Source organism: Pseudomonas sp. fls2-241-TYG-175 (assembly GCF_030209155.1).
Lineage (GTDB): Bacteria > Pseudomonadota > Gammaproteobacteria > Pseudomonadales > Pseudomonadaceae > Aquipseudomonas > Aquipseudomonas viridiflava.
Window position 1 is genome coordinate 241,560 of the sequence record NZ_JARVSO010000003.1, and the last position, 25,564, is coordinate 267,123.

Annotated in this window: 22 protein-coding genes and 1 pseudogene; 5 read left to right on the forward strand and 18 right to left on the reverse strand. The window is 60.9% G+C overall.

Translation table 11 applies throughout. The features are described 5' to 3' along the window. Positions 1-55: 55 nt before the first annotated feature. Both QRN20_RS03525 and QRN20_RS03530 read right to left on the reverse strand, forming a co-directional pair. Positions 56-355: a DUF7693 family protein gene (locus QRN20_RS03525; RefSeq protein ID WP_058431148.1), complete on the reverse strand. Its 300-nt coding sequence runs from the start codon at positions 353-355 to the stop codon at positions 56-58. Positions 356-412: 57 nt separating this feature from the next. Beyond that, complete coding sequence (locus QRN20_RS03530; RefSeq protein WP_122468033.1) at positions 413-1,345, reverse strand: EthD domain-containing protein; 933 nt, start codon at positions 1,343-1,345, stop codon at positions 413-415. 145 nt (positions 1,346-1,490) lie between these two features. On the opposite strand from QRN20_RS03530, the gene QRN20_RS03535 reads away from it, so the two are divergent. Then, positions 1,491-2,405, forward strand: coding sequence for a LysR family transcriptional regulator (locus tag QRN20_RS03535; protein ID WP_122412467.1), 915 nt, complete (start codon positions 1,491-1,493; stop codon positions 2,403-2,405). Here the strand turns inward: QRN20_RS03535 and QRN20_RS03540 are convergent. Further along, complete coding sequence (locus QRN20_RS03540) at positions 2,402-3,562, reverse strand: TDT family transporter (protein WP_122468036.1); 1,161 nt, start codon at positions 3,560-3,562, stop codon at positions 2,402-2,404. The genes QRN20_RS03535 and QRN20_RS03540 overlap by 4 nt on opposite strands. Positions 3,563-3,688: 126 nt before the next feature. On the opposite strand from QRN20_RS03540, the gene QRN20_RS03545 reads away from it, so the two are divergent. After that, positions 3,689-4,585 (forward strand): LysR family transcriptional regulator, encoded by an 897-nt coding sequence (locus tag QRN20_RS03545; protein ID WP_122414328.1) that lies wholly within the window; start codon positions 3,689-3,691, stop codon positions 4,583-4,585. A gap of 233 nt (positions 4,586-4,818) precedes the next feature. On the opposite strand, the gene QRN20_RS03550 is transcribed toward QRN20_RS03545, so the two are convergent. The 12 genes and pseudogenes from QRN20_RS03550 to QRN20_RS03605 all read right to left on the reverse strand — a co-directional run bounded on the left by QRN20_RS03550 (position 4,819) and on the right by QRN20_RS03605 (position 19,606). Further along, entirely contained in the window at positions 4,819-6,240 is a 1,422-nt protein-coding gene (locus QRN20_RS03550) for a lipid II flippase MurJ (protein WP_285360006.1), read from the reverse strand. 14 nt (positions 6,241-6,254) lie between these two features. Beyond that, positions 6,255-7,076, reverse strand: a complete 822-nt coding sequence (locus tag QRN20_RS03555) for an acyltransferase (RefSeq protein ID WP_029243745.1) — start codon at positions 7,074-7,076, stop codon at positions 6,255-6,257. Beyond that, entirely contained in the window at positions 7,073-8,488 is a 1,416-nt protein-coding gene (locus QRN20_RS03560) for an O-antigen ligase family protein (protein ID WP_029243744.1), read from the reverse strand. The genes QRN20_RS03555 and QRN20_RS03560 overlap by 4 nt, the downstream gene beginning before the upstream one ends. Continuing rightward, positions 8,488-9,588, reverse strand: coding sequence for a glycosyltransferase family 4 protein (locus tag QRN20_RS03565; protein WP_043304422.1), 1,101 nt, complete (start codon positions 9,586-9,588; stop codon positions 8,488-8,490). Before QRN20_RS03565 ends, QRN20_RS03560 begins: the two co-directional genes overlap by 1 nt. Next, positions 9,579-10,795 (reverse strand): annotated as a pseudogene (locus QRN20_RS03570) (glycosyltransferase family 4 protein). The gene QRN20_RS03565 and the pseudogene QRN20_RS03570 overlap by 10 nt, the downstream one beginning before the upstream one ends. A gap of 2 nt (positions 10,796-10,797) precedes the next feature. After that, positions 10,798-12,111, reverse strand: a complete 1,314-nt coding sequence (locus QRN20_RS03575; protein WP_122433658.1) for a cellulase family glycosylhydrolase — start codon at positions 12,109-12,111, stop codon at positions 10,798-10,800. A 1-nt stretch (position 12,112) separates the two neighbouring features. Next, entirely contained in the window at positions 12,113-13,291 is a 1,179-nt protein-coding gene (locus tag QRN20_RS03580; RefSeq protein WP_043304426.1) for a glycosyltransferase, read from the reverse strand. After that, the gene (locus tag QRN20_RS03585) at positions 13,291-15,282 is read right to left on the reverse strand and encodes an exopolysaccharide transport family protein (RefSeq protein ID WP_122544279.1); all 1,992 of its coding nucleotides are present in this window, start codon (positions 15,280-15,282) and stop codon (positions 13,291-13,293) included. The genes QRN20_RS03580 and QRN20_RS03585 overlap by 1 nt, the downstream gene beginning before the upstream one ends. A gap of 17 nt (positions 15,283-15,299) precedes the next feature. Beyond that, entirely contained in the window at positions 15,300-16,076 is a 777-nt protein-coding gene (locus tag QRN20_RS03590; RefSeq protein WP_096768217.1) for a polysaccharide biosynthesis/export family protein, read from the reverse strand. Between the two features lie 153 nt (positions 16,077-16,229). Continuing rightward, the gene (locus QRN20_RS03595) at positions 16,230-17,687 is read right to left on the reverse strand and encodes a mannose-1-phosphate guanylyltransferase/mannose-6-phosphate isomerase (RefSeq protein WP_029243738.1); all 1,458 of its coding nucleotides are present in this window, start codon (positions 17,685-17,687) and stop codon (positions 16,230-16,232) included. Beyond that, complete coding sequence (locus tag QRN20_RS03600; RefSeq protein WP_029243737.1) at positions 17,687-19,123, reverse strand: undecaprenyl-phosphate glucose phosphotransferase; 1,437 nt, start codon at positions 19,121-19,123, stop codon at positions 17,687-17,689. The genes QRN20_RS03595 and QRN20_RS03600 overlap by 1 nt, the downstream gene beginning before the upstream one ends. A gap of 93 nt (positions 19,124-19,216) precedes the next feature. Continuing rightward, positions 19,217-19,606 carry a hypothetical protein gene (locus QRN20_RS03605; protein ID WP_096768219.1) on the reverse strand — a complete coding sequence of 130 codons (390 nt, stop codon included), beginning with the start codon at positions 19,604-19,606 and terminating at the stop codon, positions 19,217-19,219. A 35-nt stretch (positions 19,607-19,641) separates the two neighbouring features. Here QRN20_RS03605 and yegS point away from each other — a divergent pair, with 35 nt between their 5' ends. Then, on the forward strand, positions 19,642-20,574 hold the full coding sequence (yegS, locus tag QRN20_RS03610) for a lipid kinase YegS (protein WP_122588547.1): 933 nt from the start codon (positions 19,642-19,644) through the stop codon (positions 20,572-20,574). On the opposite strand, the gene QRN20_RS03615 is transcribed toward yegS, so the two are convergent. From QRN20_RS03615 to QRN20_RS03625, 3 genes are all read right to left on the reverse strand, one after another. Further along, positions 20,558-21,220: a response regulator gene (locus QRN20_RS03615; RefSeq protein WP_029243735.1), complete on the reverse strand. Its 663-nt coding sequence runs from the start codon at positions 21,218-21,220 to the stop codon at positions 20,558-20,560. The genes yegS and QRN20_RS03615 overlap by 17 nt on opposite strands. Beyond that, a complete protein-coding gene (locus tag QRN20_RS03620) occupies positions 21,217-22,107 on the reverse strand; it encodes a sensor histidine kinase (RefSeq protein WP_058431158.1) in 891 nt (296 codons plus the stop codon). Before QRN20_RS03620 ends, QRN20_RS03615 begins: the two co-directional genes overlap by 4 nt. Positions 22,108-22,506: 399 nt before the next feature. Then, a complete protein-coding gene (locus QRN20_RS03625; RefSeq protein WP_043304434.1) occupies positions 22,507-22,938 on the reverse strand; it encodes a hypothetical protein in 432 nt (143 codons plus the stop codon). A gap of 579 nt (positions 22,939-23,517) precedes the next feature. Between QRN20_RS03625 and QRN20_RS03630 the strand changes: the two genes are divergently transcribed. Beyond that, on the forward strand, positions 23,518-24,447 hold the full coding sequence (locus QRN20_RS03630; RefSeq protein WP_004882618.1) for a chemotaxis protein CheV: 930 nt from the start codon (positions 23,518-23,520) through the stop codon (positions 24,445-24,447). 93 nt (positions 24,448-24,540) lie between these two features. Further along, entirely contained in the window at positions 24,541-25,350 is an 810-nt protein-coding gene (locus QRN20_RS03635; protein WP_285360007.1) for an MOSC domain-containing protein, read from the forward strand. Positions 25,351-25,564 lie beyond the last annotated feature (214 nt).

Below are 25,564 nucleotides of genomic sequence, written 5' to 3' on the forward strand. Positions count from 1 at the left end.
GTCGTGGGCGCTGTGGAGTAGAATTTACCCGGTATGAGCACGCCGTCGGTCTGGATCAATCCGATTGGGCCAGCAACCGCTCGATCTGCGCCTGCTCCCATCCGCTGAGCAGACTGACCGGGTCCGTGCGCGGCCAGTCTTCGGCCGATCCCTGTCGGCCATCTGGAGCCAGGCAGTGCGGGCAACCTGTCACGCGGTTGCCCGAGATTTCCAGCGTCAGGCGCCAGCCATCGATGTCGATCCGGAGCAGGTTTGATTCGCAATCATCGAGGCGGCGCAGTGAGCGAACGCCCAGCGCTGCCTCTTTCAGGCACTGATAGACCTCGCGGGCGCTCAGGGTTGGAGTGGGTGGCATGGGCGTTCGCGATCAGGTTGAAAAGGGCGACCAGCATAAAAGCCGGTCGTCCTGCTGTCACTCGGCGGGTGTTCCATCGGTTGGGGCGGCACCAAACAGTGTTTCGACCTCAGGTTGCGTCTGGTTGATAGCGCCCAGCTGGCGAATCAGTTCGGCCTGGCGACTGCCCCGGATACCGGCCGTGGTCATGACCCCGTCACGTACGTAGGTGTAGACGCCGCTGACGGCAAACGGGGTGATGTGGCTCACGTGGGCACTGATGCCATGGGTGATTGCCTTGAAGCGTTCGCTGGCGTAACAGGTGCGTCGGGTCCAGGCCGATTCGAAAGTGATTTCCATGAACACGATGTTCAGGCGTGGTTCGCTGGCGTAATGGGCGACGTCCGGCGCAGGGGGCGCGGGCTGCTCGTTGTCGTAGGGCTGCGCAAGGTGCAGGCGCAGTTTGAGCACCTCGTCCAGACCGGCCAGATCGCGAGCCAGGGTGTCGATGGCTTCGCGCGCAGCGGCAAGGTTGTCGCGATTCAAATGAAAGTGCAGGTGCAGACGATCCAGAGTCGAGGTTTCGTTGGGCGAAGGTTCCGGTAAGCGATCCATCAACGTGCTCGAACCATCCGGCACGTCATAGGCCAGGGTTTCGTCGAACATGTTTTGTTCATCGGAAAACAGAATCGCGCTGGCCTTCTGGAAGCGCTGCTGGTCTTCAGCCGATAGAAAACCGATCTCCACGCCACCATCCAGCACATAGCCTTCCAGTGGCTTGACGCCTTCGATGATCGGCCACAGGTGGGCGTCCTGTTCGCGGGACAGGTGATGCTGCACGTACCAGCCAAGGCCATCGAGACGCGCGCACAAAGGGCCATGCACGTCACGCCAGTAAGTGGCGAAGAGTTCGTGGGGTACGCCGGGTCTGCGCAGTACCGTGGTGTAGGTATTGATGACGATGCGCTGGTCGCGCGCGCCGCGGTTGTCGGCGAAGTGTGAGGTGTGCATGAGTAGGCTCTGCGCTGAAGTGTCTGAATGAGGCGTTCCAGCGACCGCTTAAGTTCAAGGAATATGCCCGGCGGGGCTCTACACGCAGTCTGCCGCAGCGGGCCAGTCGCGCTATCATCAGCGCACCTTGCCAGCGGATAGCCCCATGCAGTTGCCCGACCTGAACCTGTTGATCGCCCTTGATGCGTTGCTCGACGAAGGCAGCGTGGTGGGCGCAGCGCGGCGCATGCACCTCAGCCCGGCAGCCATGAGTCGCACGTTGACGCGGATTCGTGAGGCCACCGGCGATCCGGTACTGGTGCGTGCCGGTCGTGGGCTGGTGCCGACGCCGCGTGCGCTGGCCATGCAGGCGCAGGTGCGCGAACTGGTCGAACAGGCCGCTCAGGTGTTTCAGGCCCGCGATGAAGTGGACATGAGCACCCTGGAGCGCTGTTTCAACGTGCGCTCCAACGACGTGTTCTTCGGCTCGTTCGGTGCTCATGTGCTGGAGGCGATTCGCGTCGGTGCGCCAGGCTGCACCCTGCGCTTCGTGCCTGAGGGGGCTGACGACGATGACGCGCTGCGCGAAGGCAGGATCGACCTTTACATCTCGTCACGGCTCAATTTCGGTCCAGAGATCAAGATTCAGAGCCTGTTCAACACTCGCTTCTGCGGTCTGGCGCGTGAAGGGCATCCCATCTTCGACGGACCGATCACACCCGAGCGATTCGCCGGGTTCGATCACGTCAGCGTATCTCGCAGAGGCCTTGCACGCGGGCCGATAGATCCAGCATTGGCAGAGCTGGGACTGGAGCGGCGTATCGCGCTGATCACACCGCATTTCCACTCGGCGATTTTCGGGGTGGCCGAGTCTGACCTGATCCTGTCTTTGCCGGAGCCTGTGCTATGGGGCCTGAAGCGACTGGGCCTGAAGATGCGCGCGTTTGGCATTCCTCTGGCGCTGGAAACCGTATCGGTCAATCAGGCCTGGCACCCACGCTTCGACAAGGACCCGGCGCACCGCTGGCTACGCCAGACCCTCAAAGAGGTGTGTTCGGTGCCCCGGCAGATGGACCTTTAACGCGGGCTGTTCTGGCACGTAGCAATGCAAGGTGAAACGAACAGATGGCCTCGCCATGCGCCTGCCACTGTCCGGGTTGCAACCAGCGTCCACATCAGCACCAGCAGGGCAACCAGCGCCATGCCGAACTGGTCGAAAAAGCCCAGTTGCAAGGTCGAACCCAGTTTCAGCGTCGCCAGCGCGTACACGCCAAGCGGAAAGGTAAAGGCCCACCAGCCCAGATTGAACTCAATGCCGGCCTTGAAATATCGCAGCGTGATCAAGGCCGCCAGCGCCATCCACCAGAGGCCGAGGCCCCAGAACAGTGTGCCGACGATGACGCCGACCCCTGCGGCTACTTCGCCGACCGACGCCAGGCCGTGCGCGGCGAACACCTGAGGCGCGTCGCTGCCCATCACCAGCATGCCCAACGCGCCTGTCCCGATAGGCCCCAGCGCCAGCCAGCTCGAGGCGGCCATGCTTTCGTGGGGCAGTTTGTGCAACGCCAGACGCAGCAACAGGATCACCAGAATGCTCAGCGCCACCGGCACCGAGTAGGCCCACAACACGTAGCTGGTGATCAGCACCGTGAATTGCGACGCAGTGTCGGTAAGGTGCGGAGTCAGCAGGCCGCCGCAGGCAGCGGCAACTTCCGCAGCCACCACGGGCAGCAGCCAGACAGCGGTCATCTTTTCGATGCTATGTTCCTGGCGGGTGAACATCATGAACGGGATCAACACGCCGCAGGCCATGGCCATTGCCACATCCAGCCACCACAGGGCTTCGGCCACCGGAATCACGCCAGCGCCCCAGCGCTCGGGTCCGAATACCAGAAGACCACTGATGATTGTCGCCAGACCCATGGGAATGGTGCCGAAGAACATCGAGACCGTCGAATGCCCGAACACTTGCCGGGCTTCATCGAAGAACAGCAACCAGCGGCTCGCGTACATCACGCTGAACAGCACGAACAGGGCGATGTTGAAGAACCACAGGGCTTCGCCCACATTGCGCAACAATGCGATGTCGCCGGGCAGTTGCGCCAGCGCCAGAGACAGAACCCCGGTACCCATGGTCACGGCGAACCAGTTGGGGGTGAATTGCCTGACAGCTTCGCGCGGGCTCGATAACGAGGCGAGGGGGGCGATACCCTCGATAACGGTTGCAAGCCTGCTCATGACGTTCTCCTGCTGACGGCCTGGGTTTATGTCGTCAGTTTACGGGCGTGCGAATAATTCTCTAAACGGGTAATCTCGGTTCCAGTTACCTGTTATTCAGGTTGATCTGTATTCGGGAGTCATCGCTTGAAACTCAACCTGCGTCAGTTGCAAATCTTCTGCGCCGTCACCCAGCACGGCAGCACCGTTGGCGCAGGTCTTGCCGTATCGCTTTCACAATCGGCGACCAGCGCGGCCTTGAACGAGCTGGAAAGCGCGCTGGGCACCCGGCTCTTTGATCGGGTCGGCAAGCGTCTGGTCCTGAACGACAACGGACACGCATTGTTGCCTCAGGCCCGGCAGATACTGGAAAGCGCCCAGCAGATCGAAGACAGCTTTCTGTTGCCCGATGCCGGTCTGAACACCCGGTTGCGGATCGGCTGCAGCAGCACCATCGCCAATTACGTGCTGCCACAGATCGTTGCGGCGCTGCGCACCTCGGCGCCTTCGTTGCGGGTGGATATGGACATCGGCAACAGCGCCCTGATTGCCCGCAAGGTCGCGCAATTCGAGATCGACATGGGGATGATCGAGGCACCGTGTCACCTGCCCGAGCTGATCGCCGAACCCTGGCTGGTCGACGAAATGGTCATCGTTGCCGGGCGTGATCATCCGCTGGCCGTGCAGAAACAAGTGTCGCTGAGTGACCTGCAACACGCCGAGTGGCTGCTGCGCGAGCCGGGTTCGGGGACGCGTGGTGAGGTGGAGCATCTGTTGCTCAGGCACCTTCACGACCTGGAAGACATGCGTCAGATGGGCAGCTCCGAAGCGATCAAACGGACCCTGGCCCAAGGGATCGGTATCAGTTGCCTGTCCCGACGCGTGGTGGCTGATCTGTTGGCGAGCGGCGAGCTGCAGATCCTCAACAGCCCCTTGCCACCGCTGACCCGTCGGTTCTTCCTGATTCGTCACCGCGACAAGTTTGTCTCGACCAGCCTGCAGCGATTCAGTGAGCAGTGCAGCGAATCAGCGGATGAAGCGTGATCCGGGGAAAACCTGCCTCTTGTCAAACACTGTAATTTACTGAAATGCACGCACACCTGCTTCTGCCCGAAGGGCGTGGGAGCTCTCGGAGGTTACGACGGCAGCGATGGGCTGCGCAGCGGCCCTAAGGTTGGATCTGACGTACCGCGTGTGCAGGTTTTGCTGCCGGTTCCCGGCAGATCGCGGGCAAGCGCGCTCCTACAGTTCGGTGTTTGCCCCGTGAAAGCGCTGTTTCAGGCCTGATCAATCACTACCCGCCACGGTTTCAGCCACAGCGCCAGGCCTATCAGCAAAAGCATGCCATACGCAGCGCTGAGCCCCAGTTGCAGCCAGGTGTTCTGCAACGGATGCAGCACCAGCGCAGCTACGACCATCAGTCCCGTAGCCAGCAGCCAGTGGCTGCGCCACGGAAGAACGCTCAGCAGCGACTGGCGGCGCATCAGCAGCACGCCGGTCACCAGTGCGCCTCCCAGCGTGGCGATGGCGATGCCGGTCAGGCCGAATATCAAGGGCAGCACGCCCAGCAGCACGGCGTTGCACAGGCTGCCGATCAGTTCACAGTTGAGCGGCAGGCGTGTGTCGCCGGCTGCGTAGGCGTAACGCGCCAACAGCGCATTCCAGGCCCCGAACATCAGCGGCACGGCAAACCAGGCGAGCAACCCCGGCAGCGGGCCGTCATGGGTCTGGTTGGGCAACAGCAGCACGACCAATGCGCCCGCTGCGCCGATCAGACCGGCGACAGCAGGCAAGGTCAGCAGGGTGGCGCTGCCCAGTCCACGTTTTAGCAGGCCGAGGCGTTGATCGCCCGCGCTGCCGCTCATCAATCCCAGCAACACCTGATTCAGACTCATCAAGGCGATCAGGGGCAGGTTGATCAGTTTGCGCGCCAGATTGACCCAGGTGACGGCACCTTCACCCAGCAGCGATGCGACCATCCGTTCCAGCAGCGCCAGGCCCTGACTGGCCAGGTTACTGCTCAGCAGCGGCCCGATGCGTTGCAACAGTTCGCGCACCACGCCTGCTTCGGCCTGCCACTGCCAAAGCCGCCAGCCGGAACGATACAGGCTCGGCAACAGCACGCCCGGCATCAGCAGACTGCCCAGCACGCAGGCACTCGCCAGCCCCGTGGAAGTGGCGGCATGACCGAGAACAGCGAGATAGATGACCGGCGGCAGGTTGAACAGCAATGAACCCAGCCCGGCCAGCACGAAACGCGAGCGCGCCTGCAACGGTACGCACAGCAGGCCGTGCAGCATGAAGCCGGGCGCACACCAGGCCAGCCAGCGCAGTCCGCTGCTCGCCTGAGCGTAACCGTCTGCGTCCAGTCCCGGCCCGATCAGGCGCACCAGCAGACCGGCACCCAGCGCCAGCAGAGCGCTGAGCAGGACGCCCGCCAGCGTCAGGCGCGGCACCATTGCGCCCAGCCAGCGTTGTTGTCCGTCCGCCGAGCGTTGCTGATACAGCGGCAGGGCAGCGGCGCTGAGCAGCCCGGCGGCCAGCGACATGCGCAGGGCTTCGGGCAGAAACATCGACACCAGAAACGCGTCGCTTTGCCCGCCAGCGCCCCAGGCGGCAACCAGCAGCCACTCGCGGGCGAAGCCTGCGGCCAGTCCGGTGAGGGTGGCCAGGGTCAGCCACAGTGTCGAACCCAGCATCGTCGTCGTTTCTGTCAGTGAAACAGGGTGAACAGGCCTTTGCCGCCCACCTTGTAATTGAGATTGCGGGCGCGCTCGCCTTTGATTTCAGCATTCGGCCCGCTGACAATGGCGTAGGGCGGCACCGGTTTGGAGACCACGCTGTTGCCGCCGACCACGGCACCTTCGCCAATGTTGGCGCCGAACGACAGCAATGCGCGGCTGCAGATCCACGCGTAGTCACCGATGAACACCGGGCCGCCGACAGCCCAGAATTCGGGCTCGTTGAGGTCGTGCCCGCCAGCGATGATCAGCACGTGGGATGCAATGGTGACGTGATCACCGATCACCAGACCGCCCCTTGCATCCAGTTGGCAATGCCACCCCACCGTGGTGTCGTTGCCGATGCGCAGGCTGTCCACGCCCAGCACTTCGGTGTTGCGCCATACGGTCGAGCCCTTGCCGATCTTCGCCCCGCCCATGCGCAGCCAGAACAGGCGCAGGGTGTGGCTGGGGATCTTGCAGATCAGGATGTTGTACACCTGCTCCCAGGTGCGCAGCATCCGGTCGCGAAGGGTCGGCCAGTTGATGCCGTACAGCGGGATCAGCGCGCCCAGGGTTTCGCTGGCCAGCAGGCGATAGAAGCGCCGGGCCAGCGGCGGCTCGATCCGCGGTTCGATGTTCAGGTAGCAGATGAACGACAGGGTGGTGTCCTTGACGCGTGTTTCGAAGCACACTTCGTTGTCCAGCATCCATTGGTAGGTGGTTTGCAACTCTTCGAGCGGCACACCCATCTTGCGGGCGTAATCAGGCAATGCGTCGCGCAGATTGTGCGAGTGCATCATGCGATGTTTCATGTGGCGGCTCCCTGCTCGGGTAAGGCGACGGGGGATGGCTGCGGTCTGGCGGCTGTGGCACGCAGGCGCCTGCTTTCGTGCAGGCTGATGCCGATGAACAACCAGAACAGCGCGACCAGTACGCTGGTAAAACTGAAATAGTGGTCAAACAGGCCGCTGCACAGGGCAGCCAGCACGCCGCTCATGCAGCCAAGGTTGATCGCGTTTTCCGGGGTCAGCACGATCCGGCCGGCTGGCGGACGCACTTCTTTCCACCAGCTGACCGTGATGGCGATGAACAGCAGCATGCCTGGCAGGCCCATCTTGTAGATGAAGTTCAGCCACAGGTTGGAGATCCCGAAGTCGGTGTAACCGAGGACCGGCGGGTCGGTCTTGAAGCCGATCCCGAACGGGAAGGTGGCCATCGCATCCGGGAAATGACTGTATTCCAGAAAGCGGATCGCGGTGCTGGTGTCGTCGTCGGAAAACAGGCTCATCAGCCGGTCCTGAAGCGGCGGATAGAACATCATCAGGACCACGCCTGCCGCCGCACCGCCCATCAGTATCCTGCCCAGATGCGGAATGCGCCGACGGGTCATCCACAGCATGACGATGACCAGACTCACCAGTGCGCCGCGCGATCCGGTCAGCAACAGCCCGAGAGCCCCCAGCGCCGCGACCGACAGGCCCAGCATGCGGGCAGAGCCGGTGCGGGTCATGCCGAAACAGAACGCCAGCGGCAACAGCATCGCCAGTGCGCCGCCAGCCACGTTGGGGTGCATCCATGGCGAGCCCATGCGGCTGGACAGTGACAGCAAGGCTTCGCCCAGCACATCGGCACCGCTGTAGCCCATGACCCTGAGGACGGGCGTGATGCTCAGGGCCGAACCGCTCAAGACGTAGATCGGAATCGACAGCAATAACAGCATCAGGGTGCCGCCGAGCAGGGCGATGACGAGTTTTTCCAGTGTCTGCAGGTCCACCAGCAGGCGCGGCACCAGAAACAGGACCGACAGGTTGAACAGCCAGCGCACCCAATTGATCGGTCCGTTACCTTCAGCCACCACGGTCAGTTCGCCGATCAGAAACGGGAACGCGCTGAACATCATCAGCGCCACCAGCAGTCGCTCGGTGCGCAGCATCTTCGGGATTCGGGCCTGATGCTGGATCATTGCCTGCAGCAGATAGCTGCCCCAGGTCAGCATGATCAAGGCCTCGGACACCGTGGTGCGGATGCCGATCTGTACCGTGGAGTAGGGAATGAACGTCGCGATCACACCAAACAGCAGCAGCCCGCGTACCGGGCGTCTGATGATGGTGATGACCGAGGCGGCACCGACGGCCGCCAGCAATACGAACGGTACCGGCAGCATCCAGATCATCACGCCGAACAGCAGACTGAAGAACAGTCCTATGGGCATGGCCATCGGCATCAGCGAAGCTCCTCGAGCGTGGCATGCACCTGCTTGCAGAACGCGTCGAGGTTGTAGCGGGCTGCCCAGGCTTTCGAGACCTCCGGATCTTCTGCGGGGGCGTTCGACAGTGTGCCCATCAGGTGAATCAGGTTGGCGCTGTCGGTGGGTGAGAAGTGCGGGCTGTCGGGCGGTGAAATTTCATCCAGCGACGAGCCGGTCGCGACGGCCACGCGGGTGCCAACGCTCAACGCTTCAATGACCGGCAGGCCGAAGCCTTCGCACAGCGACGGTTGCCACAGACGATCCGCGTCACGGTAAACGGCGTGCAGTTCGGCGTCGCTCAAGCCGGTCAGTACGTGCAGACCCTGAAGCTGACGCTGGGCCTCGGTCAACGGTTCGTCACCACCGACCAGCACCAAATCCGGGGTGTCGACAAATTGCATGCGTGCCGTCTGCCAGGCATCGACGAACCATTTGATGTTCTTGCGCGGCTCGCGAGTGCCTACGCACAGCCAGTAGCGCTGCGGCAGTTTCAACGAGCCGATATCGGCCGCCTCGCCCTTGAAGCCCTCGACCAGCAGCGGCACGATGCGAATCTTGTCCCGCGCCTTGGGAAACAGGCGCAGGACTTCGCTCGCCGTGTAGCTCGACGGCAGCCAGACCTGATCGGCAACCCGGATCGAGTGGGCAATCGAGAGGTAGTCAGTCAGGCGATAGACACGGGCCTTGAGCCGCGATCCATGGTTGTTCTGCTGAGTGATCTGAAACACATCGTGCAACTGCAACACATAGCGCAGCCCCGCCGGTTTGCGACCCAGTGGCAGCCCCATGTTGATGTTGGCGAAGTAGATCTGGATGTCTGCGTCGCGCAGGGCGCGCGGCAGGAACACGCCCTCGAAGCGCAGCCGGTCCGGTATCCGGTGCACCGAATTCAGTGGCGTGGCCCACTGCGGCGCATGGATGAGTCGTCGGATCGGGTGGTCATAAGGCGCCACGCCGAACAGTTGCAACTGAACATCGGGGTGGGCGCGAAAGGCTTCTTCGAGTGCGAAGTTCTGGCGGCCGATACCGCTGACGGGGTAACCGGCTGCTGCGCGGTAATCAAGTCCTATACGCATGAGCGCGATCCTTGCCTGTGTGCGTGAGTCGGGTGTAGATGACTTCCAGCTGTGACGCCGAGACCGACCAGTCGTGGCGGGAGCGCACGTAGACGCGCGCGGCTTCGCCGATCCTGTCCAGGAGCATGGGCTTTTCGATGTTGTCGATGATCAGGTTCGCCAACCCTGCGGCTTCTTCGCTGCCCAGATAGTGCTCACCATTGGTGACTGCCAGACCGGAAACGCCTTGGCTGGTGGTGATGATGGGCAGTCCGGCCGCCATCGATTCCAGTGTTTTGAGTTTCGAACCGCCACCCTGACGCAGGGGTGCGAAGAAGATGGCCGTGGTGGTCTGCAACGCGCGCAGGTCCGGCACGAATCCAAGCCATTCGATGCGTGGGTCCGGCCAGCGCTCGCGCCACGACTCAGGCATCGCGAAACCGCCGATGGCAAAGCGCACGTCGGGCGATCTGGCCCAGACCTGAGGCATGATCTCGTCCAGTGCCCATTCGATGGCGTCGATGTTGGGGCCGTACTCATAATTGCCGATGTACAGCAGGCGACGGCTCGTGCGGTCCGCGTGGACGCTGGCGTAGTAGCCGCAATCGACACTGTTGACCACGAAGGACGTCGCCTTGCCGCTCAGGCGTGAGAGGACCTTGGCATCGTCTTCGGTCACGGCGACCAGTTCGCCTGCCTGACGGAACACGCGGGTTTCCCAGCGGCGGTAACGCCAGCGGTCATACACTGCGAACGCATTGGCCCAGCGGGGTATGCGCTCGTAACTGGCGGCGCCCAGGTCTGATTCGACGTTGTGCTCGGTGAGCACGAACGGTTTGCCTGAACGCTTGAGCGCCTGCTCGAACGGCTGAAAAGCATAGGTGTGCTGAAGCTGGATCACGTCCCAGTCTTCGAGCAGCAGTTCTTCGAATACTTTTTCCAGCTTTGGCGCATAGCCGTTGACGCTGGCGAGCATCGGCGGCTTTGCCAGCGCGACGGCCATCAGGGTCTTGAGGCTGTGCAGAGGGCGTCGCTCAACCACGATCAAACGCTCCAGCCAAGGCTCCAGCGCCGAGCGGCAGCTGTCATCCAGCGCCGTCTTGGATTGCACCAGCAGGGTGATGCGATGACCGCGCGCGGCCAGATTGCGCAGCAAGTGATATTCCCGGGTCTTGCCGCCGCTGGTGGTGGGCCAGGGCAGGTAGGGGAGCGTCCAGAGTATCCGCATGGTCAAGGCTTCCATTCCAGGATTTGCAGGGTCGGCTTGAGCGCCAGGGTGATGCCCTTGGTGGCGGACAAGGGAATCCGGCTGCCGGTCAGCGGGTCATGCACGATGGCGTCGTTGATGGCGGGAAAGGTCAGGCTGACGCCCGAGGCGCTCCAGACCATCAGCAGGTGTTTGCCGTCTTCGCGACTCCAGGCGACGGCGTACAGGTCATCGGGCACTTGGCTGACGGCGGGCGGATCAGTCGGTGTAAGGCGCGGCCCGGTAATGGTCAGAAAGTTCTTCAGTGCGGTGTAGACGGGTTTGGGGCTGGCCTGCAGATCCAGCAGGCCATAGCCCTGATCGCGGGCCGAGGCGCGCTCGTCCAGGTCGCTGAGGTTGAACAGGAAGATGCGCTGGAAATCCAGAGCGCTCATCAGGGCCAGGCGACGCAGGGTGTAGTCGGCCTGACCGGACGTGCCGATCAGTCTTTGCATTTCCACCGGGCCGTCGTAGCTCGACCAGCCCCACTCGGTGGCCCACACCTGGCTGACGCCGTTGCTGTGCAGCAGGTTGTTCATGGCATTGGCACGCACCAGAAAGTCCCGGTCCGGGACCGAATCGCCTTCGGGGTATTCGGAGTACGGATGGTAGGCCGCCACGATGTTCTGTGTGCCCAGCCCGCCATCGAGCAGGCTTTGCAGCATGTAGCCCGGCGTGCTGTGCATCTGGCTGTAGTACGCCATGCCGGCGGTCACGATGGTTTTTTCCGGCAGCGCGGTTCTAAGAGCCTGGGCTGTGGTGGTCAGCAATCGGCCATAGGCTGCCGGGTCTTCCTTGGGCAGCCAGACGATATTCGGCTCGTTCCACACCTGCCAGTTGTTCACCTGCGGGTAACGCTGGGCAAGGCTCACCATGCGCGCGGCGAAGGTGGAAAAATCCTTGGGCGGGTACTGGTCACGACCCGTCGCGCCGGGCGGTGCGCTGCTGGCGAAGGGCGCCGAGCCCACCATATAGGCCAGCGTGTTGTAGTGATGTGCCTTGATCGCTTCCATCGCCGCGTCCAGCTCCGACAGCGCGAACTTGTCCTTCTGCGGTTCGATGATGGGCCAGTGGATGGTCAGGCGAACCCAATTCAGTCCCAGCTCGTCGAGGCGCGCCATCTGTTGCTGATAGATGTCCGGCGCAAAGTACTGAAACTGCACGTTGACGCCGAGAAAGTCCTGCCAGACCACCGACCGCGGTGCTTTCAGCACGGTTGCCGCCTGGCTGGCAGTGGCCAGCGTGGCACTGATCAGGGCGGCGGCCACGGACCGCAGGATGGTTGAACGATGCGCCATCTCAATGCACCTCGCAGGCTTGCCGGAATACGCTCTGGAATCGCTCGGCGGTGTGGCTCCAGACTCTGGCCCGACCCATCAGTGAAGCTTTTTCGGCCCATTGGGCGATGCGCTCCGGGTGAGTGCAGACGTTCACCAGCGCATCGGCCAGCCCCTGAACATCGCCCTGCGGATAGATCATGCCGTTACCGTGCGACACCTCTTCGGCGAATGAGCGCGCGTCGGAGGTGATCACGCCGCGACCGCAGGCCACGGCCCATGACAGCGCGCCGCTGGTCCCGCGCAATTTGCCCAGCACCTTCAATTTGCTGGATTCGCGGTACGGCAGGACCATCACATGATGTGCCTGGATGACCTGCGGAATCTGCTCGGCAGGCAGGTCCAGTTGCCAGTCGATCAGGTCCACCAGCCCGAGTTGACGGATGCGCAGCCGCAACTGCTCCAGATAGCTGCCGGACGGGCCGAACGCCATCTCCGGCTCGCTCCCGCCCGCCAGGGTCAGGCGCACGGTCGAGCGCAGGGCGGGTTTTTCGGTAAAAACGCTGGCCAGTGCATCGAGCAGGTCTTCAATGCCCTTGCCGCGATAGATGAAGCCGAAGTACAGCAAACGCAACGGTTTCATCGGTGGTAACGGCGCCGGAGCGATGTCCATGTTGCCGTGGCTGATGACTTCCATCTGTGCAGGCTTGAGGCCCATGCGTTGGCGCAGGCTTTGGCTGCCTGCCTGGGTCAGTGTCACCAGACGGGTCATGTGCCGGGCCAGTTGGCGTTCTTCATGCAGGCACAACGGATCGGCCAGCACGGTGGCCATTTCCGGCAGTGGAGAGCGCATCCCACTGGCAATCGACAACGGCCAGGGCAGCTTTTCCCGCCGCCAGACCAGACGCTCCGGGTCATGCACGGTGGCGGTCAGCGGCAATTTGGGAAAGCGTCGTTGCAAGGCACGCAATGCCTGGAACTCGGCCAGCCGACCGCCACCCAGTTCGGCGTGGACCACGTCGACTGCGCTCCAGTCGACTTCGGCCACGCGTTGTGTGGCGGCGCGCGGATCGTTGCCGACGCCCTGCAACGGTGTCACCACCTGCAGGCCCAGTGCTTCGAGCGCTTGCCTGAGATGGCCCGCATAATCGGCGATGCCGTTCTGCTCGGGCGGCAGCGGGGCGAGCAAGGCAATACGCATCAGGCACGACTCCCGATACGCTTGAGAAACTTCAGCACGTTCTCGGGCACTTCGAAACGCCGGCGGTTGATGATGACGCCGTCGACTTTCTTGAACGCGGTATTGAGGTTGTGCAAGGTGTCTTCGAGCATCGGCACCGTGGTGTCCTTGGCCCGAACCACCAGCAGAATCAGGTCGGCATTGCGCAACAGCACGAAGGCTTCCTGGTTGGTGGACACCCCGGAGGCGTTGATCAGTACGATCTCGCCCGGCCGTGCAGGCGCACGATTTTCGGTGCGCACCTGATGCCCTTGCTCGATCAGCAGCGCAGCCAGACGCTCGATCACGAACGATACCCCGGCACCATCTTTCACAGAGGTGAAGCCCAGCGTCAGGCCTTTTTCATCCACCTGATCCAGCGGCAGGATGCCGTATATCCGGTGCAGGTTGGAGATAAACGCAGCGCTGCGTTCCTGAGCGTGTTCCAGGTCGGGCAGGGTGGTCCACACCGGCACTTTGAAGGTGCTCTCAATCTTGTCGCCGTCATGGATGCGTTGATCCAGCAGGTAGAAAAAGTACAGGGCCAGCGCGCCGACCACCAGACTGAGCGGGAAGGCGAGCAGCACCATCAGCAGGCTTTTCGGGAAGACACGACTCGGGTTGTAAGTGGCTTCTTCGATGGTCGCGATGTTGCTGATCTGGCTGTTGTCCAGCTCACGGTCGATACGCGCCTTTTCCAGGCTGTCGGTGTACAGCGCGTAGCTTTTCTCGGCCGCGTCCAGTTCGTTCTGCAGGCGCGAAAGCTCCGGCTCCAGATTCAGCGCCTGTTGACGGTCAGCCTCCAGTTGGGCGATCTGGGTATTCTGCTGCGTCAGTTGGGTCTGCAGACGGGCGAAGCTGGTCTGTTGGTCGGCGTACACGTTCTGCATGCGGTTGTAGATCGGGTTGGGCGTGATGCTTTCCGAACGCTGGACCGTGGCGTCCTGCTCGTTGAGCAGTTTCTTGAGGTTGTTGATTTCCTCGTTCACTGCGCGGATCGGCGGCGCCTGTTCCTTGAACGAACGCAACAGTTCCTGACGCTCGACTTCCTTGCCGTTGATGCGGTTCTGCAGGTCCTGGCGGTTGGGGTTGAGGGTCAGTTCGCGTCCGGCGGACACCGTCTTGGGTTGTGCGGCCAGCTGTTTCTTCAGCAGGTCCAGCCCGGCCTTGGTGGAAGCAATGGCGCGGGTCGTGTTGTTGCGCTCGGTGCGCAGATCATTCAAACCTTGCGAGGTGTCTGCCAGACGCTGGGAGATGCTCACTGCACTCAGCTGATTCAGGTAGTTCTGAATCTGCTTCTTGTACGAAATGATGTTGTCGCCGGTGTTCTTCACTTCCGATTCGTAGAACGTATAAAGGCTGACGCGTCCCAGGGTCTTGGTGCGCTGCAATTGATACTCTTCGATCCAGGTCTTGAGCACGGTCTGCGCGGTGGTCGGGTCATTCCAGGTAAACGTCAGCTCCATGACCGACGAGCCGGGCTCGTGACGGACTTTGAAGTTCTTTTCCAAGTCTTCGGCCATGCGTTCGGCCTGAGTGCGTTGTTCGACCAGCCCGATAAATTGCAGCACGCTGCGACCGGCGCCCACGACCGCGCCGACGACGCTTTTCAGACCGTTCTTGATCGACGCCAGAACACCGGTTTCGGGTTCGGCACGGGACAGTTCTGCCAGGTATTTTTCCGATACTTTGCGCATGATCGGGCGTCCCGTCAGCATGCGCTCCTCGTCCAGCAAAGGGTCGCGCAGTGCGCTGGGCACCACGATGGCCTGACGGTTGGACAGCTCGATGGGCACCGTGCTGCTGTCCCGGCCGGGCTTGACCAGCAGCAATGCGGTGGATTCGTAACGGTTGGGCAGCAGCAAGGCCCCCAGCAGCACGACGACGAAGGTCGCGACTACGGTGATCTTGACCTCACGCCTGAAAATGAACAGCAGGCGCAGCAGGTCGCGAAATGAGCGGATATTGATCATGTCTGTTTCCCTGACAATTAATTGTTGTTGCGCAGCTCGTAGTTCAGACCCAGCCCGATCGACTTCGCGAAAGGAATCAACTGGTTGAAGTACAGGGTTACGCCGTCAACCTTGTTGCCGACCGTGGATTTGGGAACGAACACGATGTCGCCGCGCTTGAGCAGAACCGGTGCGGTGGGGCCGCCTGCGCTTGCCCAGAGAAACTTGCTGTAGTCAAAGAAATAGGTCTTGTAGAGGCCGTCGTCCTCCTGGCGCAACAGGGCCACCTGAGACGCATCGGCATCGAGCGCGACACCGCCTGCACCGACAATCGCCTGGGCCAGGCTGGTGGCCACATTGACCGGCAGGGTCACCGAGTTGCGCACCGCGCCGCCCACGAACACCGTATTGCCCGGTGACTGGGAGATGTTGATGGTCAGGGCCGTTTCGCGATAGACGTTCTGCAGCTTGCTTTCCAGCAGGTCGTTGAGTTGCTGGAGCGTCAGACCGGCTGCCTTGACGGTGCCGATATACGGATAGGAAAAGGTCCCGTCGTTGAGCACCTGAAACAGGGTCAGCTCATAGATCGAGTTGGCGGTGAACGCAGAGATGGACGGCGACTCTCCGGTATTACGCACGATGCGCAAGGTGTCACCGGGGCGGATGCGCTCCGGTGGCAACGGCTTGCCCGCCAGCGCCCTTCCGGCTGCCTGGCCTGCTTCGATCTGCGCCGGATCGTCGGGCAGACCGACCCTTGAGGGGGTGTTACAAGCGCCAAGCAGCAATACGCTGACGATCAGCATCATGCGTTTCATTTATCCTGAACTCCTTTCATGCACGAATACGGCTCCCTTTCGGGTAATAAAATCATGTGTAGGGCTACAGCCAGGTTCGTTTCGGGTGGGTCCAGTCCTCAATGTCGAGTAAAGCGGGGCCGCCATCAGCGGCCTTGCCCGTGTGAAGCGTGATCAGATTTTCACGGTCTGCTCGGGTACGCGCCCGTAGACGTCGGTAAAGCGCACGATGTCGTCTTCGCCCAGGTACTCACCGCTCTGCACTTCGATCATCACCAGATCGATAACGCCGGGGTTGACCAGTCGATGGGTGAAACCGGGCTTGATAAAGGTCGACTCGTTGGTGTCGAGCATGAACTCGCGTTCGCCATTGGTGACCCTTGCCATGCCGCTCACCACAATCCAGTGCTCGCTGCGATGGTGGTGCATCTGCAGCGAAAGCGACGCCTGCGGACGGACCACGATGCGCTTGATCTTGAAGCGCTTGCCTTCTTCCAGAACGGTGTAGGTGCCCCAGGGGCGAGTGACCGTGCGGTGCAGGCGATAGGCGTCATGACCCTGACGCTTGAGCTCCTGAGCGATGACCTTCACGTCCTGAGTGCGTGTGCCATCGGCGATCAGCAGCGCGTCCGGGGTGTCGATGATGATCAGGTTGTCCAGACCGATACCGCCGACCAGCCGCTTGGGCGAATCGATGTAGCAATTGGTCACGTCGTGCAGCACGGTCTGGCCGTTGCACTGGTTGCCGTGGGCGTCGGCACCGCTCAGTTCGCGCACGGCTTCCCATGAGCCGATGTCGCTCCAGCCAAGCTCACAGGGCACGACTGCCACCTTGTCGGAGCGCTCCATCAGCGCGTAATCGATGGAAATATCCGGCACCAGGCCAAACGATTCGCTGTCGAGTTCGACCTGCAATTCCCGGTTGCCTTCCTTGCTTACGCTCAGCTCCAGGCAGGCCCTGACGGCGCTCAGCACATCCGGCGCGTGGGTTTCCAGCTCGCGCAAAACCGCATCGGCGCGCAGGCAGAACATTCCCGCGTTCCACAGGTGCAGGCCGCCGTCCAGATAACCCTGGGCGCTCGCCGCATCGGGTTTTTCGACGAAACGTGCAACCTGGTACGCGTCGGCATTGAGCGACTGACCTTTCTCGATATAACCAAAACCGGTTTCCGGCTTGGTCGGCAGAATGCCGAACGTCACCAGCCAGCCTTGCGAGGCAAGCTCTTGCGCAGCCGATACGGCGCGGGAAAAGGCTTCGATATCGGTGATCAGATGGTCGGCAGGCAGCACCAGCAGCTGTGCGTCGCCTCCGTATAAACGGGTGACGTGCACTGCGGCAGCAGCAATGGCAGCGGCAGTGTTGCGCCCGAAAGGCTCGAGGATGAAGTCCAGCCGGACCTTGCTTTTGTTCAACTGTCGGTAGTCATCGACCGTGCGGAAATACACTTCCCGGTTGGTCACCGTCAGCAGGCGCTCGACATGGGGCAGGGCGGCCGCGCGCTTGAAGGTTTTCTGCAGCAGGCTTTCGCCGTCGGGAAGGCGCATGAACGGCTTGGGCATGGCTTCACGGGAGACAGGCCACAAACGGGTGCCGGAGCCGCCGGCGATGATGCAGGGAATGAGGGTGCTCATCAATAAGCCTCACGAGTGAAGAGCACTGCCGGAACAGTGCGCATAAGGATGTAGAGGTCGAACCAGACGGACCAGTTTTCTATGTACTCAAGATCGAACTCGACGCGTTTTTCGATTTTTTCCACGGTGTCTGTTTCCCCACGATAGCCGTTGATCTGAGCCAGTCCGGTGATGCCGGGTTTGACTCGATGTCGCGACGTGTACTCCTTCACCGCTTGCTCGAAAAGAATGCCTGCCGCTTTCGTTGCCGTCGCATGGGGGCGTGGGCCCACCATCGACATGCTGCCTGCCACCACATTGAACAGCTGTGGCAGCTCATCCAGGCTGGTCTTGCGGATGAAACGCCCGACCCGGGTGATCCTGGCATCGCCCCGGGTGGTCTGTTGCTCCGCCGTTGCATCGGCCTGGTGCTGATGCATCGAGCGAAATTTGAATACCTCAATGAGGCGGTTGTTGTAGCCGTAGCGCTTTTGCCTGAAGAACACCGGACCCGGTGAGTCGAGCTTGATCGCCAGTGCGACCAGCAGCATGAACGGTGACAGTGCGAGCAGCGCCAGTGAGGACAGCACAATGTCCTCGGCGCGTTTGATGAACGGAGACCAGCCGTTGAGCGGTACGTCCGAGGCATTGAACATCGGCAGCTTGGCCACTTCCGTGATGCGGTTATGGCTATGACGAAACGCGACCATGTCCGGCACCAGCAGCACGTTGACCGGAAACCGGCGCAGCTCGTGAATGATGTGGTCCATGCGGTTTTCGGCGGTCCAGGGCAGGGCAACCAGTACCTGGGTGACTTTCTCTTCGCGGATCAACCGCTCCAGATCACTGGTGTTGCCCAGCAGCGGCAGGTTGGCGACGGTCTTGGGCATGCGGCCGATGCGGTCATCGATGAAGCCCATCACCCCCGAGCGGATGTCCTGATGCTGGAGCAGGTACTCGGCCAGACGCATACCGTTTTCGGTGGCTCCCAGAATCACGGCGTTCTGCAGAAACACGCCTTTGCGCATCTGGTGCTTGAACAGCGCCAGCATCAGCAAACGGATAACGCAATACAGGAAGAGGCTGGCCACATACCAGAACACCAGATGGTCGTTGGAGAGGTTGCCGAACAGACCGAGGGTGCGTTGCATGAACAGCAGCAGGCCGAACGACGCCGACCAGGCGATCACGATCGAGCGCAGGCGCAGGGCGTTGCTGAACAGCGCCTCCGAATACACGCCCATGGCCTGAAAGATCAGCACCACGACAATGCCAAAGAAGACCTGCATCGCCAGGTAGTTCTGAGGTTTTTCCATCACGCCGTCCGGCATGAACGCACCCAGCAGCAGGCCGGGGAGCATGCAGGCGAGCGCATGCGCGATGCGGATACCGAACAGAAAATACTCCACCAGACTGGTGCGAGTGAGCGACAGGCTGTCTACCGGTTGCAACCTCATAATGCGTCCTTACTTCCTGTAACCCTACGGCACCCGTGCCGATTCTTCGTGTGAGCTGTGTCGTCCAAGCGCAGAGTCAAAAAAACACCTTCTTTACGGAGTTTGCTGAAGCGTAGCCAATAAGTTGTCGAATCGATGGCTTTTGAACCTGCAATTTGTAGTTACCACTTTGTGTATATCGGCCGGTGCCTGCATTAACGTGAGAAATTTCAGCCATTTGTGAGTGAAAACCCTCAAATGGAGGGTTTGGCTGTAGTAAAGCTCATGAAACTGAAAACAGGAGGAAAAAAGTTGCGATGAGCGGTGCGGGCGAGTGGCTATTATGCAGGCCAGCTGATCTACCGACGATTCTGCGGGGGTGATCCCTCTGTCAAGTGGTACAAAAAAATATTCATCCGGACTGGCTTTTTTCATATCGGCGGGGTCACAACCCTGCGCTGTGCCAAATGCAGTCAGGCGCTGGCAAACAAAAGCGTCGCTCATACGTGGTACTCGTACCGTTCACCAGAGGGGGTTTCATGACACAACGCAGGGCTATGCTCATTCTTCACGGCAAGCAATCGCTCAATGAAGATGTAAGAAATGGCGTCGCCGAAAAGCGCAGGCAAGGCTGGGACCTTGATGTGCGTTTGACCTGGGAGGGAGGCGATGCCCAGCGTCTGGTCAGCGAAGCGCTGGCCGCCGGGCACCGCCATATCGTGGCAGGCGGTGGCGACGGTACGTTGCGCGATATCGCCGAGGCCCTGGCGCGGGCACCGGAAACCGATACCAGCCTTACCATTCTGCCGCTTGGCACCGCCAATGACTTTGCCCGGGCCGCTGGCGTGCCGCTGGAAGTCGACCAGGCACTGGCGCTTATGGACGTTACACCGCGTCCCGTCGATCTGGGCGAAGTGGGTGGCAAACTGTTCCTGAACATGGCCACCGGAGGCTTCGGCAGCCAGGTGACCGCCAATACCTCGGAAGACCTCAAGAAGGTGTTGGGGGGCGCCGCTTACCTGTTTACCGGGCTTACCCGGTTCAGCGAGCTGCATGCCGCTCACGGTGAGCTGATCGGGCCGGATTTTCACTGGCGTGGCGATCTTCTGGCGCTGGGCATTGGCAACGGTCGGCAGGCGGGCGGCGGGCATGTGCTGTGTCCGACGGCGATGGCGGATGACGGCCTGCTGGATATCAGCATCCTGCCTGCACCTCAGGAAGTGGTCGGCACACTGAGGAGCCTGCTGGAAGGCGGACTTGGATTCGACAACATGTTCGTTCGCGCGCGTCTGCCGTGGGTCGAACTCAGGTCTGCCCAGGGACTGGAAATCAATCTGGACGGCGAGCCGCTGTCTGGCGAAGACCTGCGGTTCGAGGCACGGCCTGCGGCGCTCAGGGTGCACCTGCCGGACGACTCGCCGGTGCTCTCGACGGTATCGGGCAGTGCGCCGCAGCTCAATCGTCCAGGCTGATGATCCGCTCCCGGACGCAGAACAGCACAAGACCGGCCACATCGAAGATCTGCAGCCGCTTCATGATCTGTGAACGGTGGGTCTCCACGGTCTTGATGCTCAGATTCAGGCCGCTGGCGATCTCGCGAGTGGACTTGCCTCTCACGATCAGGCGCAGGATTTCCAGCTGACGAGCCGTGAGGTTGTATTTTTCCTGCGGCAACTCGGACTTGTCGGTGCGCTGACTCTGCAAGGCCCGGTTGATCACGGTATGGGCGATGGCCGGACTCAGGTAGCGCTTGCCGTTGCGCAAGGCTTTCAACGCCTGTTCCAGCTCGGTCGCCGTGGCGTCCTTCAGCAGATAGCCATGAGCGCCGGCTTCCAGCGCGCGCATGATGATGTCGGGCTCGGTGTGCATCGACAGAATCAGAACCTTGCAGTCCGGCTGTACCTTGACCAGATGCTCCAGTGCGTCCAGCCCGTTCATGTCCTTCATGCCGATGTCCAGCAGGATGATGTCCGGCTTGAGGCGGTGCGCGAGCCCCGACAACTGACTGCCGTCGCACGCTTCCCCGACGATGGCATAGCCGGGAATGTCCGAGACCAGAGCGCGTACGCCAGCCCTGATCAGCGAATGGTCGTCCACCAGTAACAGATTGCAGGTCATTGTGTTTTCTTGTGTAAACGGGCGCGCTCGCCCGAACGGGGCGCCCAGGGAAACATGACTTCGATTCGAGTGCCCAGCCCCGGGCCGCTGTGCAGCGACCAGGACCCATCCAGCAACATGACACGTTCACGCATGCCCGCCAGGCCATTGCCTTCAGGACGCGGGCCGGCGGCAGGCTCGAAGCCCGTGCCATCGTCGGCGATCAGTATCGACAGTCCGGCAGGTTGACGTTCGAAACGTATCACCAGATTTTTCGCCTGCGCATGGCGCAGCATGTTGGTCACCGCTTCCTGGCAGATACGGTAGGCAGCGACGGCCATCTCTTCGGGAATTCCGTTCAAGTGCTGCTTGCACTCCAGGCTCCAGTGGGTCTGGCTGTTGGCAAGAGCGCTCACCAGATGGGCGCGCAGTCCGCCTTCAAGCCCAAGGCTCGATAACTGGCGAGGATTGAGAATCGCGGAAAGGTCGCGGACTTTGCCCAGCGTTTCTGCAAGGGTTGCCTCAAGCTGCCCGGCATGAGTGTTCAATTCGGCAGGCAGTCGACGTTGCAACCAGGCCAGCTGCAACTGAGCGCCGGTCAGCATTTGGCCGATGTCATCATGAAGTTCGCGACTCAGGCGTTGCCGCTCGGTTTCCTGAACATCCAGCATTCGCTGCGCCAGTTCCTGCGGTTGCAACTGAATCAAGCGGCTGGTGCGCCAAAGATAGAAACAGATACTGGCAAAGGTGATCAGGTTGAGCGTCAGCAGGCTTGCCGGAAAATCCGAAGAGCGGATAAACAGCACCGCGTTGCCCAGCGCTGCACTGGCACAGAGCGCCGCTGTGACCCACTTGACCCGGTTGGTCGTATCAAAAACCGACCTGAAAGACTGGACGACGGCATCCATATCGATTCGCGCCATTAATAGACATAGCCAATAATCGGACGGCGTGATGTCAAAGTAATATTAATCGCAGGTTCAGCTGACTGTTTGAGTATATTCAAGGAAATTGAACTCGACACTTTTGATTCCGTTTCAGCCAGACCCGCAGTCATCTCCGCTGTCACTTCCGGGAACAGCACGTCATGGGTGTCGGACAATCTTACCTTACATGCGCGTCAACCAAGCTTTTAACTGCGCAGTGTGCCGACGGAATGGATGGCATGCTGGTCAGTGAAAGCGGGGAGTATTCGCGCGCATATCTCAACGCTGACCGGGGAGGGTGTGAACGCATGATCAAAGTGCCGTGCCTTCTGCAAAGGGGATTATCTTTTCATTGAAAGAAGGTCGGCGTTTTCGTCCTGCTTATTCGCGTGCCGCATCCACGGCTTTATCTGAACAGGCCGAGAGGGCGGCCAGTCTGCCCAGCAGTTCCTGCTGTTCCTCATTGTCCATGACCAGCTCTCCGGTATTGGGGTCGAGGAGTTCCAACTGCCATGAAATAAGGGCCAGGCAACGTTTGACCGTCGCCAGTGTTTCCTGTGACAGTCCGTTGGCCGCATCGGCGTCATCAAGCAGGCAACGCAATCGCCGGGTAAAGTCCGCCACACATTGAACGGATGCGTCATCAGCCTTGTTGGTCAGCGCCAACAGTGAGGCCAGCAGGCAATTGATTGCATCTTCATCGCCGCCGATCAGCTCAAGGTGTGACAGGCACTCTTCCGATTTATACAAAAGCGCCTGGGACTCGGCGAGAAACTGTTCATGTTTCTGCTGCCATTCGTTACTGCTCAGCATCCTGTATCTCCACACATCATGGACAGCGAACTCTCGCCCGCCGCGAATGGCTGACAGTTAATGTCGATTTCATTTGAAAGTCTGTAGGGCGTTTCGGAATGTATCTCAGCGATGGCGTATTGATGTGCGTCAGGGACGATCCATGTGGATCCAATCCCGCTGTCAAGACGCAAAAAACGCGCTGCTTCGTCTGCAATGGTAACCCGTACCAGCGAAACGTCGATCCCGACGGGGCTGGTCGATTGCAAGGACTGGAACGCGAACACAAGCCTGACTCCATTCGTGCAATGAGAATGGCGTCACAATAGTGGCAATGAGATAGCGATCATATCAGGCATTCCCCGATAGACATTCAGGGTAATACCTAGGGGCGAGCGCATCGACCCTGTTTATAAGGTGGAAAGCGTCAGGCGCGAGTTTGTTGTCGCGCGGACACTTTCTGGAATGGCACATCAGTAAAGCATGATGTTAATGTGACATCAATGTCTGAAATTGGCTTTTCATCGCCATTAAGGTCCGGCTCGTTTCAGCCGATACACGTTAAGCAGACTCATCGTGACCAACGCTTCAGGAGCTAAAATGGCTGGCATTCTCGACACAGTAGATCAACGCACACAGCTGGTGGGCGAGAATCGCCTGGAAATTCTCATGTTCCGCCTGGCCGGTCGGCAGTTATTCGCGATCAACGTGTTCAAGGTTCAGGAAGTATTGCAGCTCCCCAAGCTCACCCTGATGCCGCAACGACACTCCTTCGTCTGCGGAGTCGTGAACCTGCGTGGCCAGACACTGCCGGTGATCGACCTGTCCCAGGCGATCGGCATGCGGCCTCTGGTGCCGGGTCCGGGCAGCACCATTATCGTGACCGAATACAACCGCTCGGTTCAGGCGTTTCTGGTGGGCGGTGTGGATCGCATCGTCAACATGAACTGGGATGCGATCATGCCGCCGCCTGCCAGTGCTGGCCGTCAGCATTACCTGACCGCGATCAGCAAGGTCGATGATCAATTGGTAGAAATTATCGATGTCGAGAAAGTGCTCGCCGAGATCGTCCCTTACAACGCCAAGGTCTCTCGCGAGAAGCTCGAAGATCCGGTGCTCGAGGGCGCGCGCGGTCGCGAAGTGCTGCTGGTGGATGACTCCAAGGTTGCCCTGGCGCAGTTGCGTGACACCCTGTCGCAGTTGGGCCTGAAGCTTCACGTTGCCAGTGACGGTCTCAAGGCGCTGAACATGCTCAAGGGCTGGGCTGACGCCGGTGAGGACGTGCACAAGAAACTGCTGATGGTGTTTACCGACGCCGAAATGCCGGAAATGGATGGTTACCGTCTGACCACCGAGATTCGCAACGACCCGCGTCTGCGTGCGTTGTATATCGTGCTGCACACCTCGCTGTCCGGCAGCTTCAACGAATCGATGGTCAAGAAAGTCGGCTGCGACAACTTCCTCTCCAAGTTCCAGCCCGACAAGCTGGTGGAAGTGGTGCGTGAGCGCCTGATGATGCTGACTCACTGATTCACCGCCTTACCCGGACTGCCTGTAAGGTTCCTGTTCGTATAAGCTTTGCCGTTCACGTCAAAGCTTTTCGAACCACCCAAGGAACCGTTCATGCTACGTCTGCGCGCGCTCTATCGTTTTCCTCTCAAATCCTGCAAGGCGGAAATCCTGCAACGGGCGTCGTTCGACTGTCTGGGGTTGGCGGGTGACCGACGCTGGATGCTGGTTGACGAGGGCACGGGGCGTTTTCTGACCCAGCGCGCGGTGTCGCACATGTCACAGCTGTCGGTGCTGTGGAATGCCGGTGGAGGGGTGACACTCGATGCGCCTGGCTTTGCACCGCTTGATGTCGTCGTTCCGATTGATGAGCAGGAAAACCTGCGCGGCGTGACCGTCTGGCGCGACTCGCTGCAGGTGCCTGACGCGGGCCAAGAGGCGGCCGACTGGGTCAGTCGCTTCATCGGCAAGCCGACGCGCATGGTTTACATGCCCGTCGAGCGTGCCCGCTGGCTCCCCGGCGGCTACGGATCGGTCGACAACCGTGTCAACTTCGCCGATGGCTTTCCGCTTCTGTTGATCGGTCAGGGCTCGCTCGACGATCTCTCTGCCAGGCTGGGCAGGGAGGTGGAAATGCTGCGCTTCAGGCCCAATCTGGTGATTGAAGGCGCCGAAGCCTTTGCCGAAGACAACTGGAAACGTATCCGCATCGGCGACATGCAATTCGAACTGCTCAAGCCCTGCGCCCGTTGCATCCTCACCACCATCGACCCGGCTACCGGCGAGCGCAGTCCGGACCGCGAACCCTTCGCGACCCTGAAGACCTATCGCGAAGTCGAAGGCGACGTCATGTTCGGGCAGAACATGGTCAACGTCGGGCCGGGCGAGCTTGAGGTGGGTATGGAGGTAGAGGTGCTGGAGTGAAAGGGTGACTTGAGCCCTGCGTCCGGCTCACTGAATCCGCAATCTGTGCCATCTGTGACGCGGAGCGTCACGGGATGCCTGCCCACGTGGGTTATACACAAGTCGTTTGGCCACCCAGTGAGGCAGAGGCACTGATGCGCTTTTGTAGCGCGATAGTAAGAACACCGCAGATCGCGACGTGGGTGAAGGCTGAGTTCTGGCGCTGATTCGGGGG

Excerpts from the sequence above, each read along its gene's own strand:
- QRN20_RS03525 (WP_058431148.1), bottom strand. The coding sequence starts at position 355 with ATGCCACCCACTCCAACCCTGAGCGCCCGCGAGGTCTATCAGTGCCTG.
- QRN20_RS03530 (WP_122468033.1), bottom strand. The coding sequence starts at position 1,345 with ATGCACACCTCACACTTCGCCGACAACCGCGGCGCGCGCGACCAGCGC.
- QRN20_RS03535 (WP_122412467.1), top strand. The coding sequence starts at position 1,491 with ATGCAGTTGCCCGACCTGAACCTGTTGATCGCCCTTGATGCGTTGCTC.
- QRN20_RS03540 (WP_122468036.1), bottom strand. The coding sequence starts at position 3,562 with ATGAGCAGGCTTGCAACCGTTATCGAGGGTATCGCCCCCCTCGCCTCG.
- QRN20_RS03550 (WP_285360006.1), bottom strand. The coding sequence starts at position 6,240 with ATGCTGGGTTCGACACTGTGGCTGACCCTGGCCACCCTCACCGGACTG.
- QRN20_RS03555 (WP_029243745.1), bottom strand. The coding sequence starts at position 7,076 with ATGAAACATCGCATGATGCACTCGCACAATCTGCGCGACGCATTGCCT.
- QRN20_RS03560 (WP_029243744.1), bottom strand. The coding sequence starts at position 8,488 with ATGCCGATGGCCATGCCCATAGGACTGTTCTTCAGTCTGCTGTTCGGC.
- QRN20_RS03565 (WP_043304422.1), bottom strand. The coding sequence starts at position 9,588 with ATGCGTATAGGACTTGATTACCGCGCAGCAGCCGGTTACCCCGTCAGC.
- QRN20_RS03575 (WP_122433658.1), bottom strand. The coding sequence starts at position 12,111 with ATGGCGCATCGTTCAACCATCCTGCGGTCCGTGGCCGCCGCCCTGATC.
- QRN20_RS03580 (WP_043304426.1), bottom strand. The coding sequence starts at position 13,291 with ATGCGTATTGCCTTGCTCGCCCCGCTGCCGCCCGAGCAGAACGGCATC.
- QRN20_RS03585 (WP_122544279.1), bottom strand. The coding sequence starts at position 15,282 with ATGATCAATATCCGCTCATTTCGCGACCTGCTGCGCCTGCTGTTCATT.
- QRN20_RS03590 (WP_096768217.1), bottom strand. The coding sequence starts at position 16,076 with ATGAAACGCATGATGCTGATCGTCAGCGTATTGCTGCTTGGCGCTTGT.
- QRN20_RS03595 (WP_029243738.1), bottom strand. The coding sequence starts at position 17,687 with ATGAGCACCCTCATTCCCTGCATCATCGCCGGCGGCTCCGGCACCCGT.
- QRN20_RS03600 (WP_029243737.1), bottom strand. The coding sequence starts at position 19,123 with ATGAGGTTGCAACCGGTAGACAGCCTGTCGCTCACTCGCACCAGTCTG.
- QRN20_RS03605 (WP_096768219.1), bottom strand. The coding sequence starts at position 19,606 with ATGAGCGACGCTTTTGTTTGCCAGCGCCTGACTGCATTTGGCACAGCG.
- yegS (WP_122588547.1), top strand. The coding sequence starts at position 19,642 with ATGACACAACGCAGGGCTATGCTCATTCTTCACGGCAAGCAATCGCTC.
- QRN20_RS03615 (WP_029243735.1), bottom strand. The coding sequence starts at position 21,220 with ATGACCTGCAATCTGTTACTGGTGGACGACCATTCGCTGATCAGGGCT.
- QRN20_RS03620 (WP_058431158.1), bottom strand. The coding sequence starts at position 22,107 with ATGGATGCCGTCGTCCAGTCTTTCAGGTCGGTTTTTGATACGACCAAC.
- QRN20_RS03625 (WP_043304434.1), bottom strand. The coding sequence starts at position 22,938 with ATGCTGAGCAGTAACGAATGGCAGCAGAAACATGAACAGTTTCTCGCC.
- QRN20_RS03630 (WP_004882618.1), top strand. The coding sequence starts at position 23,518 with ATGGCTGGCATTCTCGACACAGTAGATCAACGCACACAGCTGGTGGGC.
- QRN20_RS03635 (WP_285360007.1), top strand. The coding sequence starts at position 24,541 with ATGCTACGTCTGCGCGCGCTCTATCGTTTTCCTCTCAAATCCTGCAAG.